This is a genomic window from [Flexibacter] sp. ATCC 35103 (assembly GCF_001975985.1).
Taxonomy (GTDB): Bacteria; Bacteroidota; Bacteroidia; order Flavobacteriales; family Flavobacteriaceae; genus Flavobacterium.
Genome location: NZ_MTQF01000007.1, coordinates 128,539 through 144,900 on the forward strand (window position 1 = coordinate 128,539; position 16,362 = coordinate 144,900).

Annotated in this window: 17 protein-coding genes; all 17 read left to right on the plus strand. The window is 27.3% G+C overall.

The annotated features are described in order from the left end of the window. Positions 1 to 3 precede the first annotated feature (3 nt). Entirely contained in the window at positions 4 to 540 is a 537-nt protein-coding gene (rfbC, locus tag BXU01_RS15755) for a dTDP-4-dehydrorhamnose 3,5-epimerase (RefSeq protein ID WP_083694075.1), read from the plus strand. Further along, the gene (locus BXU01_RS15760; RefSeq protein WP_083694076.1) at positions 541 to 1,422 is read left to right on the plus strand and encodes an SDR family oxidoreductase; all 882 of its coding nucleotides are present in this window, start codon (positions 541 to 543) and stop codon (positions 1,420 to 1,422) included. Further along, positions 1,412 to 2,716 (plus strand): lipopolysaccharide biosynthesis protein RfbH, encoded by a 1,305-nt coding sequence (gene rfbH / locus BXU01_RS15765; protein WP_083694077.1) that lies wholly within the window; start codon positions 1,412 to 1,414, stop codon positions 2,714 to 2,716. The genes BXU01_RS15760 and rfbH overlap by 11 nt, the downstream gene beginning before the upstream one ends. Before the next feature lie 10 nt (positions 2,717 to 2,726). Further along, positions 2,727 to 4,151 carry an O-unit flippase-like protein gene (wzx, locus tag BXU01_RS15770; protein WP_083694078.1) on the plus strand — a complete coding sequence of 475 codons (1,425 nt, stop codon included), beginning with the start codon at positions 2,727 to 2,729 and terminating at the stop codon, positions 4,149 to 4,151. Further along, positions 4,139 to 5,149, plus strand: a complete 1,011-nt coding sequence (locus tag BXU01_RS15775) for a glycosyltransferase (RefSeq protein WP_083694079.1) — start codon at positions 4,139 to 4,141, stop codon at positions 5,147 to 5,149. The genes wzx and BXU01_RS15775 overlap by 13 nt, the downstream gene beginning before the upstream one ends. A 27-nt stretch (positions 5,150 to 5,176) precedes the next feature. Beyond that, on the plus strand, positions 5,177 to 6,115 hold the full coding sequence (locus BXU01_RS15780) for an NAD-dependent epimerase/dehydratase family protein (protein ID WP_083694080.1): 939 nt from the start codon (positions 5,177 to 5,179) through the stop codon (positions 6,113 to 6,115). An 11-nt stretch (positions 6,116 to 6,126) separates the two neighbouring features. Then, positions 6,127 to 7,047: a glycosyltransferase family A protein gene (locus tag BXU01_RS15785; RefSeq protein ID WP_083694081.1), complete on the plus strand. Its 921-nt coding sequence runs from the start codon at positions 6,127 to 6,129 to the stop codon at positions 7,045 to 7,047. Between the two features lie 56 nt (positions 7,048 to 7,103). Beyond that, a complete protein-coding gene (locus BXU01_RS15790) occupies positions 7,104 to 7,730 on the plus strand; it encodes a DapH/DapD/GlmU-related protein (protein WP_083694082.1) in 627 nt (208 codons plus the stop codon). Continuing rightward, entirely contained in the window at positions 7,727 to 8,965 is a 1,239-nt protein-coding gene (locus tag BXU01_RS15795) for a hypothetical protein (RefSeq protein ID WP_083694083.1), read from the plus strand. Before BXU01_RS15790 ends, BXU01_RS15795 begins: the two co-directional genes overlap by 4 nt. Beyond that, entirely contained in the window at positions 8,958 to 9,854 is an 897-nt protein-coding gene (locus tag BXU01_RS15800) for a hypothetical protein (protein WP_083694084.1), read from the plus strand. The genes BXU01_RS15795 and BXU01_RS15800 overlap by 8 nt, the downstream gene beginning before the upstream one ends. Further along, a complete protein-coding gene (locus BXU01_RS15805) occupies positions 9,851 to 10,948 on the plus strand; it encodes an EpsG family protein (protein ID WP_083694085.1) in 1,098 nt (365 codons plus the stop codon). Before BXU01_RS15800 ends, BXU01_RS15805 begins: the two co-directional genes overlap by 4 nt. A 103-nt stretch (positions 10,949 to 11,051) precedes the next feature. Continuing rightward, positions 11,052 to 12,242, plus strand: coding sequence for a hypothetical protein (locus tag BXU01_RS15810; RefSeq protein ID WP_083694086.1), 1,191 nt, complete (start codon positions 11,052 to 11,054; stop codon positions 12,240 to 12,242). A 28-nt stretch (positions 12,243 to 12,270) separates the two neighbouring features. Next, positions 12,271 to 13,104 carry a glycosyltransferase family 2 protein gene (locus BXU01_RS15815; RefSeq protein WP_083694087.1) on the plus strand — a complete coding sequence of 278 codons (834 nt, stop codon included), beginning with the start codon at positions 12,271 to 12,273 and terminating at the stop codon, positions 13,102 to 13,104. Between the two features lie 2 nt (positions 13,105 to 13,106). Continuing rightward, positions 13,107 to 13,700 carry a DapH/DapD/GlmU-related protein gene (locus BXU01_RS15820; protein WP_083694088.1) on the plus strand — a complete coding sequence of 198 codons (594 nt, stop codon included), beginning with the start codon at positions 13,107 to 13,109 and terminating at the stop codon, positions 13,698 to 13,700. A 9-nt stretch (positions 13,701 to 13,709) separates the two neighbouring features. Next, entirely contained in the window at positions 13,710 to 14,525 is an 816-nt protein-coding gene (locus tag BXU01_RS15825; protein ID WP_123774075.1) for a 2OG-Fe(II) oxygenase, read from the plus strand. A gap of 6 nt (positions 14,526 to 14,531) precedes the next feature. Beyond that, positions 14,532 to 15,359 carry a glycosyltransferase gene (locus BXU01_RS15830; RefSeq protein ID WP_083694090.1) on the plus strand — a complete coding sequence of 276 codons (828 nt, stop codon included), beginning with the start codon at positions 14,532 to 14,534 and terminating at the stop codon, positions 15,357 to 15,359. Further along, entirely contained in the window at positions 15,360 to 16,253 is an 894-nt protein-coding gene (locus BXU01_RS15835) for an NAD-dependent epimerase/dehydratase family protein (protein WP_083694091.1), read from the plus strand. Positions 16,254 to 16,362: the final 109 nt, after the last annotated feature.

The following is a 16,362-nucleotide window of genomic DNA, read 5'->3' on the forward strand; positions in this document are numbered from 1 at the left end:
ATAATGGAAATTATAGACACAGAATTTAATGATTTATTTGTTATAGAATATAAAACATTTAGAGATCATAGAGGAGAGTTTGTGAAAACTATTCATAAAGATTTATTTATTGAAAAAAACTTAAACTGGAGTTTTGAAGAAAGTTTTTTTTCTGTTTCTAATAAGGATGTTTTTAGAGGGATGCATTTTCAATATGCACCTCATGATCACGATAAATTGGTTTATGTAATTAAAGGAAAAATTTTAGATATTGTTGTTGATCTCAGATCATTTTCGCCGACTTATGGTAAGTATTTAAAAATTGAACTTTCAGAAGATAATCGTAAAGCATTATATATAGGAAAAGGATTTGCTCATGGATTTTTATCTTTAGAAGAAAATACAATTGTAGAATATCACACCAGTACAATGCAAAATAAAGAAAGTGAAGGAGGTATTAAATGGGATTCGGTTGGATTTAATCTTCCAATAAAGGATATTATTATTTCAGAAAGAGACTCAGATTTTCTACCATTTGATATAAATAAAAAATATTTTTAAATGAACATACTTGTAATTGGAGCTTCCGGACTAGTAGGTTCTCATTGTTTAAATTATTTCGCTGAGAAACAAATCTCTGTAATCGGCACACATTTAAAATTTGAAACTGATAAAACGGTATTTTTTGATCCGCTTCATAAAGATGGGTTTGATTTTTTAGATAATAGTAATTTTTTACCAGATATTATAATTCACTGTGGAGCATTAACGAATGTTGATTACTGTGAAGAAAATGTTATTGAAAGTTATAATTTAACAGTTGAATCAACTAAAGTTGTTGTTGAATACTGTAAAAGTAAAAATGTAAAATTAGTTTATATTTCTACAGATTATATTTTCGATGGAATTAACGGACCATATACAGAAAATGAAACCCCAAATCCGATTAATGTTTACGGTAAACATAAATTAGAAGCAGAGATTATAGTTCAGGGGCTTAATGATTATATAATTGCCAGAATTACTAATGTATACGGAGAAGAAGAAAGATCTAAAAATTTTATCGCGCATTTATTGACATTAATTAAGTCAAAAACAGATAAAACATTTAATCTTCCTTATGATCAGTTTGCTACTCCTATCTATGCTGGAGATATTGCAAGAATGCTTTATTTGCTTATTTCTGATGGAAAAAAAGGGATTTACAATCTTTCTTCTACTGATTATTATAACCGATATCAATTGGCAAGTAAAGTTAAATCATATTTTTCTGAGGCTGATCATTTGAATCTAAATGCAATTTCGACGCAATCTTTACAACAAAAAGCAAAAAGACCTTTGTTAGGAGGGCTTTTAAATAATAAATTTATAACAGAATATCCAAATTTTGAATTGACAAATGTGGATGCTTTTATTTTAAAAACAATAAAAAATGGAATATAAAAACATTAGTAATGATTTAAAAGAACAATTATTACCATCTATTAAAAAAAATATTAGTAAAGTAATTGTTCCTGGGACTGATTATGTATCAGTTACCGGTAAAATCATTGATGAGGAAGATATATTAAATGGAGTTGATGCAGCGATGGATGGTTGGTTAACTGCCGGACGTTTTGCTAACAAATTTGAAGCTGACTTTGCAGCGTATTTTGGAGCACATCGTTCTTTGTTAGTTAATTCAGGTTCATCTGCAAATTTAGTAGCCTTTTATGCATTGACTTCTCCAAAATTAGGAGAAAGAGCGATTAAGCCCGGAGATGAAGTTATTACTGTTGCTGCAGGTTTTCCAACTACAATAAATCCTATTATTCAATTTGGTGCAATTCCTGTATTTATAGATGTTGATATAGCTACTCATAATGTAAAACCAGACATGATCGAAGCTGCTGTAAGCCCTAAAACAAAAGCAATTATGATTGCTCATTCTTTAGGTAATCCTTTCGATTTAGACGAAGTAATGCGAGTTGCTAAAAAATATAACTTATGGGTTGTAGAAGACGATTGTGACTCATTAGGTGCAACATATAATGGTAAAAAAACCGGTACATTTGGAGATATTTCTACATTTTCATTTTATCCTGCACACCACATAACTATGGGTGAAGGAGGAGCTGTTTTAATTAATAATCCAATTTTGTCAAAATTAGCCGAAAGTTTCCGTGACTGGGGACGTGATTGCTATTGTGAACCAGGAAAGGATGATACTTGCGGATGTCGTTTTGGCCAACAATTAGGAACGTTGCCTTATGGTTATGATCATAAATATACATATTCACATATTGGTTTTAACTTAAAAGTGACTGATATGCAAGCTGCATTTGGTGTTTCGCAAATAAAGAAAATCGATCATTTTGTACAAAGACGTAAAGAAAATTATGCTGCGTTATACGAGCGAATGAAAGAGTTTGAAGAAGTTTTTATTCTTCCTGAACCAACTCCAAATTCAGAACCTTCTTGGTTTGGATTCCTGTTAACTCTTCGTGAAGGAGATGCTAACGACCGTCATATGTTAGTTCAACACTTAGAAAAGAATAAAATTGGTACTAGATTATTGTTTGGAGGAAATTTACTTAGACAACCAGCTTACGCAAGTATAGAGCACAGAGTTGTGGGAGACTTATCGAATACAGATATAATTATGAATCAATCATTTTGGTTAGGGGTTTGGCCAGGATTGAATGAAACTCACTATGATTATATTGCGAACGTTATAAGAGAATATTTAAACGCATAAAAACTTTAAATTGAAAATTGGCAAAGCAGATTTAGTTTGGAGTTATTTAGCGCAAATATTAAGGTTTGGATCAAATTTATTTATATTACCAATAGTTTTAAGAACTCTGGTTCCAGAAGAATTAGCCATATGGTATTTATTTGCTTCGATTTCATCTTTAGTAATGTTAATTGATTTTGGTTTCTCTAGTACTATAATAAGAAATGTTACTTATGTTTTTGCAGGAGCAACACAGCTACAAAAAGAAGGTATTGTAGAAGATTCCTCAGATATGAATGGCGAAGTAAATGAGTCATTTCTTTCAAGGGTAATTTTTAGTATTAAATTTATATATACAATTTTGTCCTTTGTGGGTTTACTTTTACTCGCCACATTAGGTACTTATTATTTATATACAGTTATTAAATCAGAAACATTGCTGTTTCAAAATAACGTTTGGATTGCCTGGAGCATATTTGTTATTGCTACCGTTACCGTAATTTATTATCTATATTTAACTACATTATTAACTGGACGAGGATACATAAAACATGCACAAAAGGCACAAATTATTTATAATGGATCTTTTATAATCATAGCATATTTAGGATTGTTTTTAGGATATGGCTTAATAGCCATTGCTATTGCATTACTCATTTCATGTATAATTGAAAGACTGTTTTTAGTTCATTATTTTTATGATTCTTGGATAAAAAAAATTATAAAAAACAATAAAGCAACATTTGATCAAAAAAAAGAAATTGTATCCATAATATGGTTTAATGCTAAAAAAATGGGTTTTGTGTCTATAGGTTCCTTTTTTATAAATAAAATGGGACAGTTTTTTGTCACGAGCTTTTTTTCATTGAAGATTGCCGCTCAATATGGACTTACTCTTCAAATTGTTTCTTTTGTTTCTTCCGCATCTTTGATATATTTTAATACTGTTTACCCTAAAATGATTTATAATTTTTATAAAGGTAAACTAGATGTAGTAAAAAAAGAATGGAGTTTGTCGCTGGTTTTGATACTTTTATTCTTTTCATTATCCACCATTGTTACTTTATTGTTGGGTGAATTTGTTTTTGAAGCAATAAATAGCAAAACAAGAATGTTGCCCAGTGCTTTGATTGCAGTTATAATGTTGGTTAATTTCTTTGAAATTCAACATTCGATAGCAGCGAATATAATGACTTTTTCAAATAAGATTCCTTTTCTATATCCATCCTTGTTGTCAGGATTTTCAATAGTAATCATAACTTATTTGGTGCTGAATTTTATTGGTGCCAATGTTTGGTACATGATACTAATTCAACTTTTAGTTCAGTTATCTTACAATAATTGGAAATGGCCATATGAAGCATCCAAAGTTTTAAAAACTACTTATATTGAGGTTATTAAAGATGGTTTTTCAAATTTACTATTACTTATTAAATCTTTTAAATGGAAATACTAAAATACAATACTAACTATTCACAAGTTGAGAGTTTGCTATTGTTTGAGAATTCGATAAAAAATAATATTTTAGTTTCAATAATAATACCTACATATAATCGTCTTGATCTATTAAAAGAAGCAATTAAAAGCGCTATAAATCAAGATGATAAGGGGTTGGTTGATTATGAAATTATAGTGATGGATAATAATCCTGAAAGTATAAAAAATTTAGATGTAAAAAAATTAGATATTGATTTTAGTTGTGACAATTTCAGGTATTATGTAAATAGTGAAAATATTGGAATGATGGCTAATTGGAATAGAGGAATAGAATTAGCTAAAGGTGAATGGATCATTCAATTGCATGATGATGATTATTTTTTGCCTCATTTTATTAAAACTTTGTCCACGGATATTGCAAGATTTAAAGATAAAGATGCTATTGTGCATTCAACTCTTTTTCATGACAAAAGAAAAAATACAAGAGTTAATTTAGAAAATAATAAAGAAAAAACATATTATAAACTTAACCCATTACATGTAATTAGTGGTAATTATCATATTTCTGGAGCCTTGCTAAAGAGAGATGTTGTTTATAAGTTAGGAGGTTTTGATCAGGATATGTATCCTATAAGTGATTATGATTTTAATCAAAGATTGATCAAAGATTACAAAGTTATATTGATAAATAATGATCCTTTAGCTGTAATTATTTTTGATAAAAATGAGACTCTTAACCCTAAGGCTTTCGTTAATTGGTTCGCTTTAGAGAGAACAATAAAATTAAACTCTATTGAGCATATTAATAAATTTATACACTTCATGTTATCTAAAATTATTGATGTTCAGATTAATGCAGAAATTGATCATTATATAAAAGAAATATTTATTGAAAAAGAAGCTAAGGAGTTTTTGAAATCAAAATATTTAAATGTGAGTAAATCTTCGAGAATACTCTGGAAAATTTACAACAAATATCTTAGAACCCATAATTTGTTAACCAGTAAAAAATATTAAGAATAATATTTTATTTACAATATATATATGAATAAATATCTCTTAATAGGTGGAGCAGGATTTATAGGATCAGCTATTGCAAAAGAATTATTATTAAAAGGTAATGAAGTTTCTATCTTTGAATTACCTCAATCAAATCTTTTTCGAGTTAAACTCATTGAAGATAAGATAAATATTTATACTGGTGATCTAACTCAAATAGATGTAATAAAGGATATTATTGTAAAAAATAAAATTTCAATCGTTTTACATTTAGCATCATCTCTTATTCCTTCAAGTGCTGAACACCATTATAATGTTGATCTTGAAAATATAATTTTACCTACTATTAAATTATTAACTGTTTTTTCAGAATTAAAAGTAAAACTTGTGTTCTTTTCTTCAGGTGGTGCTGTATACGGAAAAAAAAATAACGGTATTTTTTCTGAAAATGATGTTTTAATGCCTATTTCATATTATGGGCAATCTAAACTTATAATTGAGGAATCGATTAAATTTGAATCAAGAAAATCGGGGTTGAATTTTTTGATATTAAGACCCTCAAATCCTTATGGTATTGGACAAAGTTTATATGGTAAACAAGGTTTAATAGCAACATGTATACATAATATTTTAACAGATCAACCTATAGAAATATGGGGAGATGGGACTGTTGTTCGAGATTATATTTATATTGATGATTTTGTTGATATTGTTGTTAATATAATAAATAAAGCAGAAGAAAATGAAACAGTTAATATTGGTTCAGGAAAAGGATACTCTGTTAATCAAGTATTAGATATCTTTAAGAGACTAATTACAAAAAGAAATATTGATTTAAAGTTTTTAGAAGGAAGGTCTGTAGATGCATCCGCTATTATATTAGATGTAACTAAACTTAAATCGATTTTGAATTATGAATTTACCACTTTAGAAAATGGTATTCAAAAGTTTTTATCTCATGAAACTGATAATTCGCAATTATAATTAAATAAATAATGTCAAATATTTATCTTTCAATTTGTATTCCAACAAATGGGCGTCTTGAAATTCTAAAAAAAACACTAGATAGTATATTCATTAATTGTGAAGTAAGTTTTTCTGATTTCGAAGTAGTTATTTCAGATAACTCTACTGATAATATGTTAGAGGAATTATTAACTTCTTATAAAGAATTTCCTAATATCGTTTATAACAAAACTACTTCCGAAGGTTTTTTAAATTCGGTGAATGCTTTGAATATGGGGAAAGGATTGTTTTTAAAATTACATAATAATTATACAATATTTAAGAAAGGTGGCTTAAAACAAATTATATCTTTTATAAAAAATGAGAAAATAAATAAGCCAGTTACATTTTTTACAAATGGTGTTCTGAAAAATAGTAATAGTAAGAATTTTGAAACTTTTGATTCTTTTACTAGCGAATTGTCTTATTGGAACACTTGGAGTACAGGGTTTTCAATTTGGAAAGAAGACTTAGAGAAATATTCTCAAAAAGATCTCAATAAAATGTTTCCTCACACTTCACTTTTGTTAAGGCAGAATGATAAAAAGAATTTTATAATAAATAATGAATCAATTTTTATTAACCAGGAAGTTTCACAAAAAGGAGGATATAATTTATTTAAAACATTTGGAGTTGATTATTTATCAATGATGGATGAATTACAAAAAAAAGCTATAATTTCTCCTACTACTTTCAATAAGATTAAAAACGATCTGTTCAATAATTTTTTTGTAGAATGGTATTTTAATACAAAAATTAAAAATAATAATTATACTTATGATTTAACAGATATAAAAGGAAGTATAAAAGAATATTACTCTATTAAAGAATACTATTATTTAATTTTTTTGTCTTATTTTTTGTCTTTTAAAATGTTACTTTATAGAGTGATTAATTTTCTACGAAAATAAGATTTGTAAGTTTTCAGCTTTATAATTAATAATTAAACTAATAGACTATTTTGCGTATGAAAGTTGTAAAAAAAATAACAATTATAGTACTCCGTATTATTTATAAGATAGTTTATTTTTTTTCTGCATTACGAGTAGGATTAAGAATGAATCAAATTTATTCAATTTGGAAAAGTAATTCATTAAAAAAATCTGGAGAAAATTTATTTTTTGAATATCCAATTTATTTACATGGAGGAAAGCATATTGAAATTGGAGATGGCTTTAACTCAAGTTTGAGATTCCGTTTAGAAGCATATGACGAGCATTTAGGTTATCAATTTACACCGAGAATTAAGATTGGTCATAATGTTAGTATAAATTCAGATTGTCATATAGGAGCAATTAATGAAATAATAATTGAAGATGGAGTTTTGATTGCTAGTAAAGTATTTATAACAGATCATTATCATGGTGAAATATCCAGTGATGCAATAACAATTCCACCTTCCGAAAGAAAGTTGTTTAGTAAGGGACCGGTTAAAATTGAAAAAAATGTTTGGATTGGAGAAGGAGCTGTAATATTGCCAAATGTTATAGTTGGTGAAAACAGTATAATTGGAGCCAATTCAGTAGTAACAAAAGATATACCCAAAAATTCTGTTGTTGGAGGAAATCCGGCAAAAGTAATTAGAACTCTATGAATGAAAATGTAGCATTTACTATTTGTGCAAAAAACTATTTAGCACAAGCTTTTACTTTAAAAAAATCTTTTGAAAAATTTAATCCAAATTGTGATTTTTTTATTTTTTTATCTGATGATACCGATGAAATAGCAGATGAATCAGATAAGTTTATTTTACTTGATGATAGTTGGTTGCAAAATTGGAAACAGATGGCATTTAAATATAATGTAATTGAATTTTCGACTTCTATTAAACCATTTTGCTTCAAAAAATTATTTAATGAAGGTTATAAAAAAGTAATTTATTTAGATCCGGATATCTATGTAACTAATGAATTGGATGTAATTTATAATTATCTTGATAAAAAGACTATAGTTCTTACACCTCATTATTGTAATATTCAAACTGAATATACAGGATCTATAACAGAAGAAGAAATTTTGTTTGTGGGTATTTATAATTTGGGTTTTGCAGCAATTAATAATGATTTAACAGGAAATAAAATTATTAATTGGTGGATGAACCGATTAGCAAATAAATGTTACGCAGATAAATTTGACGCTTTGCATGTTGATCAAAAATGGATGGATTTTATTCCTGCATTTTTTCCTAATGATATATTAATAACACATCATATGGGAATTAATCCCGCTATTTGGAATCTTCATGAAAGAGAATTGATGATTGATGAAAATAGAAATTACAAGATAAGTAATATTGAGTCAAAAGAATTGTTTCCATTACTGTTTTTTCACTTCTCTGGATTTGATCCATTTAAGCCGAAATTGATTAATAGAAGACATCCAAAATATAATACAGATGTTTACCCTTCTTATATTCCATTGTTTGAAAGCTATATTAAAGATGTTTATGAAGCTGGGTATGATAAATATTCAAAATTAAGTTACTCTTTTAATTCATTTGAAAATGGCGAAAACATTATTCCACTTCACCGAAGACTTTTTAGGGCTTTAGAAGAAGATTACCAAATAGAAGACCCATTTAAAAAGGATAATAACTTTTTTAAAATACTAAATAAAAATAAACTTTTAACAGGGGTTAAATCAAATGCTTTTTCAACATTTACTGAGGTAGAAAAATCAAGAAGAGGTGTTTTGGGGAGAATTATAATCAAAACATTTAAGATTGTGAAATTTTGTATTGGAATTAAATATTACACATCACTAATAAGCTTTTTAACTGGAATTGTAAGATTAGAGAAACAAACTTTTCTAATAAAAAATAATGAGTAAAATTGATAAAAATGTTGTAATTGCGATTTTAGCCAGGGATTGTGGAGAGTCACTAATTAACAATATCCCTTTAGTTGAGGAGCTTAGAAATAAATTCATTTGGTCAAAAGTAATAGTAGTAGAAAATGACAGTATTGATGGTACAAAGGAAATTTTAAGCGATTGGGAAAGTACTTCTGATGGAGTTAAGATAATTTCACAGGATTTTGGTACAAAAACTATTCCAGATCAGACTGCAGAAATTGCTTCGCCAACTACAAGTTATTATAGGATTGAAAAAATGGCTTTTTATAGAAATATTTATTTAGACTATATATCCACTCTTCAACACGATATTGATTACGTTATAATTATAGATATAGATATTAAATGGTTCTCTATCGACGGGCTTGTAAATTCCATGGTCGAAATGAGAGATAACTGGGGAGGAATATTTTCAAACGGAATTACTAAAGGTAAAATTTGGGGAGTAACTTCTAAAATTTACTATGATATTTTTGCTATATGTGAATATCCATTAAAAGATGTTTTCTCTTTTACAGAAAAATCTTTGGATAAAAGTTTTAAAACGATTAACAAGAATATAAAAAGTAACAAATTTTATAGTTTAATTTCTGCATTTAGCGGGATTGGGATTTATAAATATGAGGCTATCAAAAATTTAAGATATACTGTTGTAAAGAACTCAGTAAATTCTAACGAAGCAATTTGTGAGCATATACCTTTTAATAATGAAATAATTAAAGCAGGATATAGAAACTATATTTCCCGAGATTTTTCAGTCATTTATCCAATGACGCATAATATCGGACTTAGATTAAAGTTATGGATACCATCAAATATTTTTAATTCTATCCAAGGCTTCTATTATAAGTTAAGAAACCTATGATCTATATTTTAATATTTTTTATATTATTATTGTTTACAACTATTAGCCTTTATAATAGTAAGTTACGGTATATTCTTTACTTTTTAAGCGTCTTTATATTAATCATTTTTGGATCTCTTAGATGGGAAACGGGAGCAGATTGGATTCCTTATAATAATTTTTTTCTTTTAAATGATAGTTTAGATAAATTCCTTGAAGGAGGATTTGAAATTGGGTTTGCTTATCTGAATTATTTTGTAAAAAGCTTTTCAGACAGTTATTCAGTAATGCTTTTTGTAGTATCGTCAATAGCACTTTTATCTAAATCAATATTTGTACTAAAGAAGTCGGATAATATAGTTTTTGTTATTTTTGGATTTTATTGCTTTTTTTTAGGAGATAGTTTTCCCGTGAGACAAGCCATGGCGGTTGGTATTTTGTTGGCAAGCACAATTTTCATAATTGACAGAAAAAAAATATTTTTTTTACTATGCGTCTGTTTAGCAGCAACAATACATGTAACATCTTTATTCTTTATTTTTGCATATCCAATTTTTCATCTTAAATGGAGTAATAAAAAAATTATATACCTCTTTTTAGTATGCATATTTATTGGGTTTATCAAGTTACCAATTGTAATTTTATCTAAATTAAGTAATGTTGGAGATTTAGGATTTGTAACAGCAAAATTATTGTATTATTTAGAAGATGGAGCAGATCAAAACACTTTAGATAATCCAATTAATTTTATCGTAAGTCTAATACGTAGATTATTAGTTTTTACACCACTATTTTTATGTAGAAAAAGATGTGAAGCATATGATCCAAATTATAATGGATATTTAAATCTACTCTGTTTTGGAAATGCCATTTTTTTTGCGTTCTGTACTTCAATAGAAGTTTTTATAAGAATGGGAGCTTACTTTTATATATATGAAATTTTTCTTCTGGCAATAATTTTAAAAGTATACTGGCCCACAAAAGCAGGATCTTGGGTTTATTTGTTACTTATATTATATTTTTGCATTAAATTATATGGCGCTCTATCTGCCTATTGGGACTTATACGTGCCTTATTATTCAATTTTTGAATATGTTCCAAGATCAATGCATTAGAATAAATTATGAAATATTTTTATAATTTCTAGTTTATCAAAAGCATTACCTAATTAATAAATAGTTTTATACAATTTACTTTATTATATCCTTTTCTTATTAAATGACAACAATTAGAGTTTTAGAGGCAAACGTTAGTGGCAACAAGCATAGCATGTTCAATGCATCTTTTTTAAAAATGCTTTCTATTATGCCCCATAGAGGAGAACTTGTTTTTTATTCGGAAGAAACACATAAACAATGTATACAAAGTTTTTTAGAAAAAGATGGTGATAATACAATCGAAAAAATCAATTTTTCAAAAATAAACATTGTTGATAAGGGGAGATTTTATTTACCATTTAAAATTTTATTTGAAATATGGAATGTATCTAAGATTTTTTTTAAATTTAGAAAAGATGATTATTTACTTATATTAACTTCAATTAGCCAAGCATCCAATTTTGCTATAAAAATAATAAAGATGTTTTTTCCAAATACCAAAATGATATTTGTTATTCATGGAGAATTAGAATTTTTAAAAAAGCATGCTGAACAACCATTCATGCTTAAAATGTGGGGATGGTTTTTAAAATATAGTTTTAAAGTTAAGACTGATAATAAGACATTTTATTTAGTTTTGGGAGATGTTATAAAGAACAATATGAAAAGATATAATATTGTTGATCTCAATAAAGTTTTAACAATTGACCATCCATGTCTGTATAATGGAAAAACGAAATCAATAGATAATAGCTCTTCAGTTTTAAAAATAGGAGCCATTGGGGTAGCATCTGAACAAAAAAAGTCTCAATTCATTTTTGATATAGGTGATAAAATTATTGAAAAAAATAAATCAGATATTCAAGTAGAAATTATTGGAAAAATATTGCCAAACGTATATAAATACTTAAGACCCGGAGTTATTTATTCCAAAGAAAACATAATGTTAGACCAGCAAACATTTGATAATAAAATAGCTGATCTCGATTTTTCATTATTTTTTTATGACAATACATATTATGAATTATGCGCAAGTGGAGCTTTTTTTGATGCACTTAATCATGAAATACCAATGTTAGGGTTAAAAAATGATTTCTTTGAATATTATTTTCAAAAGTATGGATCTATGGGATATCTGTTTAATACCGTAGATGAGTTAATAACTTTTTTAATGAGTTATAATAAATCAAATGATAATAAATATAATTCTTTCATAGATAATATGAGAATGGCAAAAAAAAAATTAGCAATAGATAATTTAGTGATTAGTTTTGAGGCTAAGCTTTTGCAAAATGAATTATTAGGAAAGTAAAATAAATAATATTTACAATAAATATTAAATGGATATAAAAATTAGTCTTATAGTTTCTACCTATGGACGATATAAAGAAGTGGAGCTGCTTTTTGAAACCCTCGCAAATCAAGATTGCGATTTTGAAATTTTTGAAGTTATAGTTGTAGATCAAAACGACAAATTAAATTTAGATCCTTTAATAAATTATTATAGTACCAAATTTAATCTTGTTCATTATAAAGCTGACTTTAAAGGATTGTCTAAAGCTAAAAATAAAGGAATAGATTTAGCAAAAGGATCGATAATAACTTTTCCTGATGATGATTGCACATTTTATCCTGATACAATTTCAAATGCACTCAATTTTTTTGATGCAAATCCAAAAGTTGATGTAGTTTATGGGAGTGTATTTGAACGAAGCACAAATACTAATGTGATGCGAAATTGGCCAAAAACACAAAAAAAGTTAAATTTAATTAATTTTAGTGTAAGATATTCAGCAATTACATGTTTCGCAAGAATTAAAATACTCTTTAATGAAAATTATGGAGTAGGATCTAAAATTTCTTCTGGAGAAGAGTTGGATTATGTGATACGTGCAATTAAAAAATATAATGTATGGTATTCTCCCACTATTCAAGTGTGGCATCCTAAATTGGATGTGTTATCAATGACAAATGATAAGATTTATAATTATGCTTATGGATACGCTGCTATTATGAGAAAAAATTCTAATCTTATTATATTTTCTGTGTTTTTAATGTCCTTAATGTACCAGGTGGTGAGATATTTTTTAAATATTTTCTCAACTTATGAACGACAAAAATATTGGCTTGCTATTAAGGGTAGAGTTGATGGTTTTTTACTTTTGAAAGAATAATTATGTTAGAAAGATATGGTTTTTTAGGGTCCATTAGGCTTTTTTTATCGTTAATTTACACTAAGCTTTTTTTTAGAAAGGCAAGATTAATACGATTGCCATTTGATATACGTAATAAAAAGTATATTAAAATAGGAGAAAATTTTACAGCAGGGTTTGGTTGTAGAATAGAAGTGTTTCCTGTTGATGGACATACAGGTGATACATGTATAAAAATAGGCAAAAACGTTCAAATAAACGATTATGTTCACATTGGTGCTATTGGTTCAATTATTATAGGAGATAATGTTTTAATGGCAAGTAAAATCTATATATCAGATCATAATCACGGAAGTTATGATGATTTGGTTAGTGATCATCCAATGAGTATACCAATAGAAAGAGAGTCAGTTTGTAAACCGGTTATTATTGGAGATAATGTATGGATAGGCGAATCGGTTTGTATTTTACCTGGAGTTAATATAGGAAAAGGTTGTGTTATTGGTGCATTATCAGTCGTTACTAAAAATATACCGGATTATAGTATAGCTGTAGGTAGCCCTGCAAAAGTTGTAAAAAAATATGATTTTGAAATTAATAAATGGATAAGAATATAATATATCATTATGAAATTAAATAGAATTTATTTGGCAGACTTAATTTTTGATAAATTAACTGTTTCTAAAGAAAAATTAAGAGAAGAGTTTAATCAAACAGGAAGGATTAATTCATGTTTTATAGATGATCTTTTACCTGAAGAGGTAGCTAAAGAAATATATGAAGCATATCCTTCTCCTGAAGAAATGGCATTGCATAAATCTTTAAGAGAAAATAAACGAATTGCGGCACAGATGGATTTGTATAATCCATTATTAGAAGAAGCTGTTTTTGCGTTTCAAGATGATAGAATTGTAAAACTAGTTGAAGAAATTACAGGCTTAAAAGAAATGATACCTGATGAGAAACTATATGCAGGAGGAATTAGTTTAATGGCTACTGGTAATTTCCTAAATCCACATCTAGACAATTCACATGATAATGACAGAGAAAATTATCGTGTGTTAAATCTATTATATTACGTAACACCAGATTGGGATATCAATAATGGAGGGAATTTAGAACTGTGGGATAACGGAATGGGAAAACCGCAAAGAGTTATTCATTCTAAATTTAATCGTTTGGTTTTAATGGTAACCAATAAAACTTCTATTCATTCTGTAAGTAAAGTCACAGCACAAGGGAAAAGATGTTGTGTTTCGAATTATTATTTTTCAAAAAAACCGGCAGAAGCATCTGAATATTTTCATGTAACATCATTTTACGGTAGACCTGATGAACAAGTTAAAAATGTTTTTTTGAGGGCAGATGCATTTTTAAGACAAATGGTTAGAAAGTTCACAGGAAAAAGAATTGTCGAAACTAAGCATATTTATAAAAAATAACTTTAAATGTTATCATTAAACAATGCTACGGCTTCTATTGTATTATATCAAACTGATAAAAGTGAATTGTCAAGAGTAATAGATAGTATCTTTAAAACAAAAGAAAATTTAAAACTTTATTTAATTGATAACTCACCAACAAATGATCTGAAAACTTTTTCAGATTATAATTCACAAATAATATACATACACAATCCTTCGAATCCAGGTTTTGGTGCAGCTCATAATATTGCAATAGAAAAAGCTTTAGAATCAGGAGTCAAATACCATTTTATAGTTAATCCGGATATTTATTTTGATCAGGATGTGATCTCTTCAATGATTAACTTTATGGAAGAAGATTTGTCTATTGGAATGATGATGCCACAAATATTAAATCTAGATGGAACTGTTCAAAATTTACCAAAATTGTTACCAAGTCCATTTAGTATATTGTGGAGGAAATTTAAAAAACCAGCAAAGGCATATGAAAAATTTATAAATCAATATGAGTTAAGGCAAGTTGCAAAAGAAATGATTTATGATGCTCCTGTACTTTCAGGATGTTTTACATTGTTAAATTTAGAGGCTATTAAAAAAGTTGGAATGTATGACGATAAATTTTTTATGTATTTTGAAGATTGGGATTTATCCAGAAGAATGCATCAACATTATAAAACAATATATTTTCCATTAGTTTCTGTTTATCATGGTTATGATTCCGGGGCCAATAAAAATGGTAGATTGTTCAGGATTTTTTTAAATTCAGCAATAACTTATTTTAATAAATGGGGTTGGTTTTTAGATAACGAAAGAAAGAATATTAATAAGAAGGCACTGTCTCAATTTAGATAAATGAAAATAAAGATTACAGGATCATCAGGATTTGTGGGTAAAAATCTTTCCGATTATTTGTCAGATCAATTGTATTCAATTGATAAAATTTCTTTGCGGAATTTAAATTGGAAAAATAATTTTACGGGTGATGCAATTATTCATCTTGCCGGTAAAGCTCACGATACAAAAAAAACTACTGATGTTTCAGAATACTTTAAAGTAAATACAGATTTAACAAAAGAATTGTTCAATGCGTTTTTAGAAAGTGATATTAAAGATTTTATTTATTTCAGCAGTGTGAAAGCAGCTGCTGATGATGTTTTTGATGTTTTGTCTGAGGATGTTAAAGCTAATCCTAAAACTCCATATGGTGAATCTAAACTTAAAGCTGAAGAATATATTTTATCTAAAGAATTACCTAAAGGGAAAAGATTTTTTATAATAAGGCCCTGTATGATTCATGGTCCAGGAAATAAAGGAAACTTAAATTTACTTTATAATGTAGTAAAAAAAAGGATTCCTTATCCTTTAGCAGCTTTTGAAAATCAAAGATCATTTTTAGGAATCGATAACCTCAATTTTATGGTTAAAGAAATTCTTGAAAATAAAACTATACCTTCTGGGATTTATAATTTTTCTGATGATGAGTTTTTGTCTACAAACAAATTAGTTCAAATAATATCTTTAGTTTTAAATAAGAAAAATTTGTCGATTGCAATTCCAAAAATACTAATAAATGTAATTGGTAGAGGGGGGGATTTATTAAAATTCCCTCTTAATTCAGAGACTATTCAAAAGTTAACAGAAAATTACAAAGTCTCAAATCATAAAATAAAATCAGCCATTGGTATTGAAAAACTTCCCTATACTGCTGAGCAAGGACTTGTTAAAACAATTAAAAGTTTTCAATAGCAGTGTCATTTGGCAGTTTTTGACAATTAAACTGTTATAAATTAAATTTCTTTTTCTTAAAAGATTAAAATGTAATGAAGAAAATATCGCTACTAGAATAAAACTAATT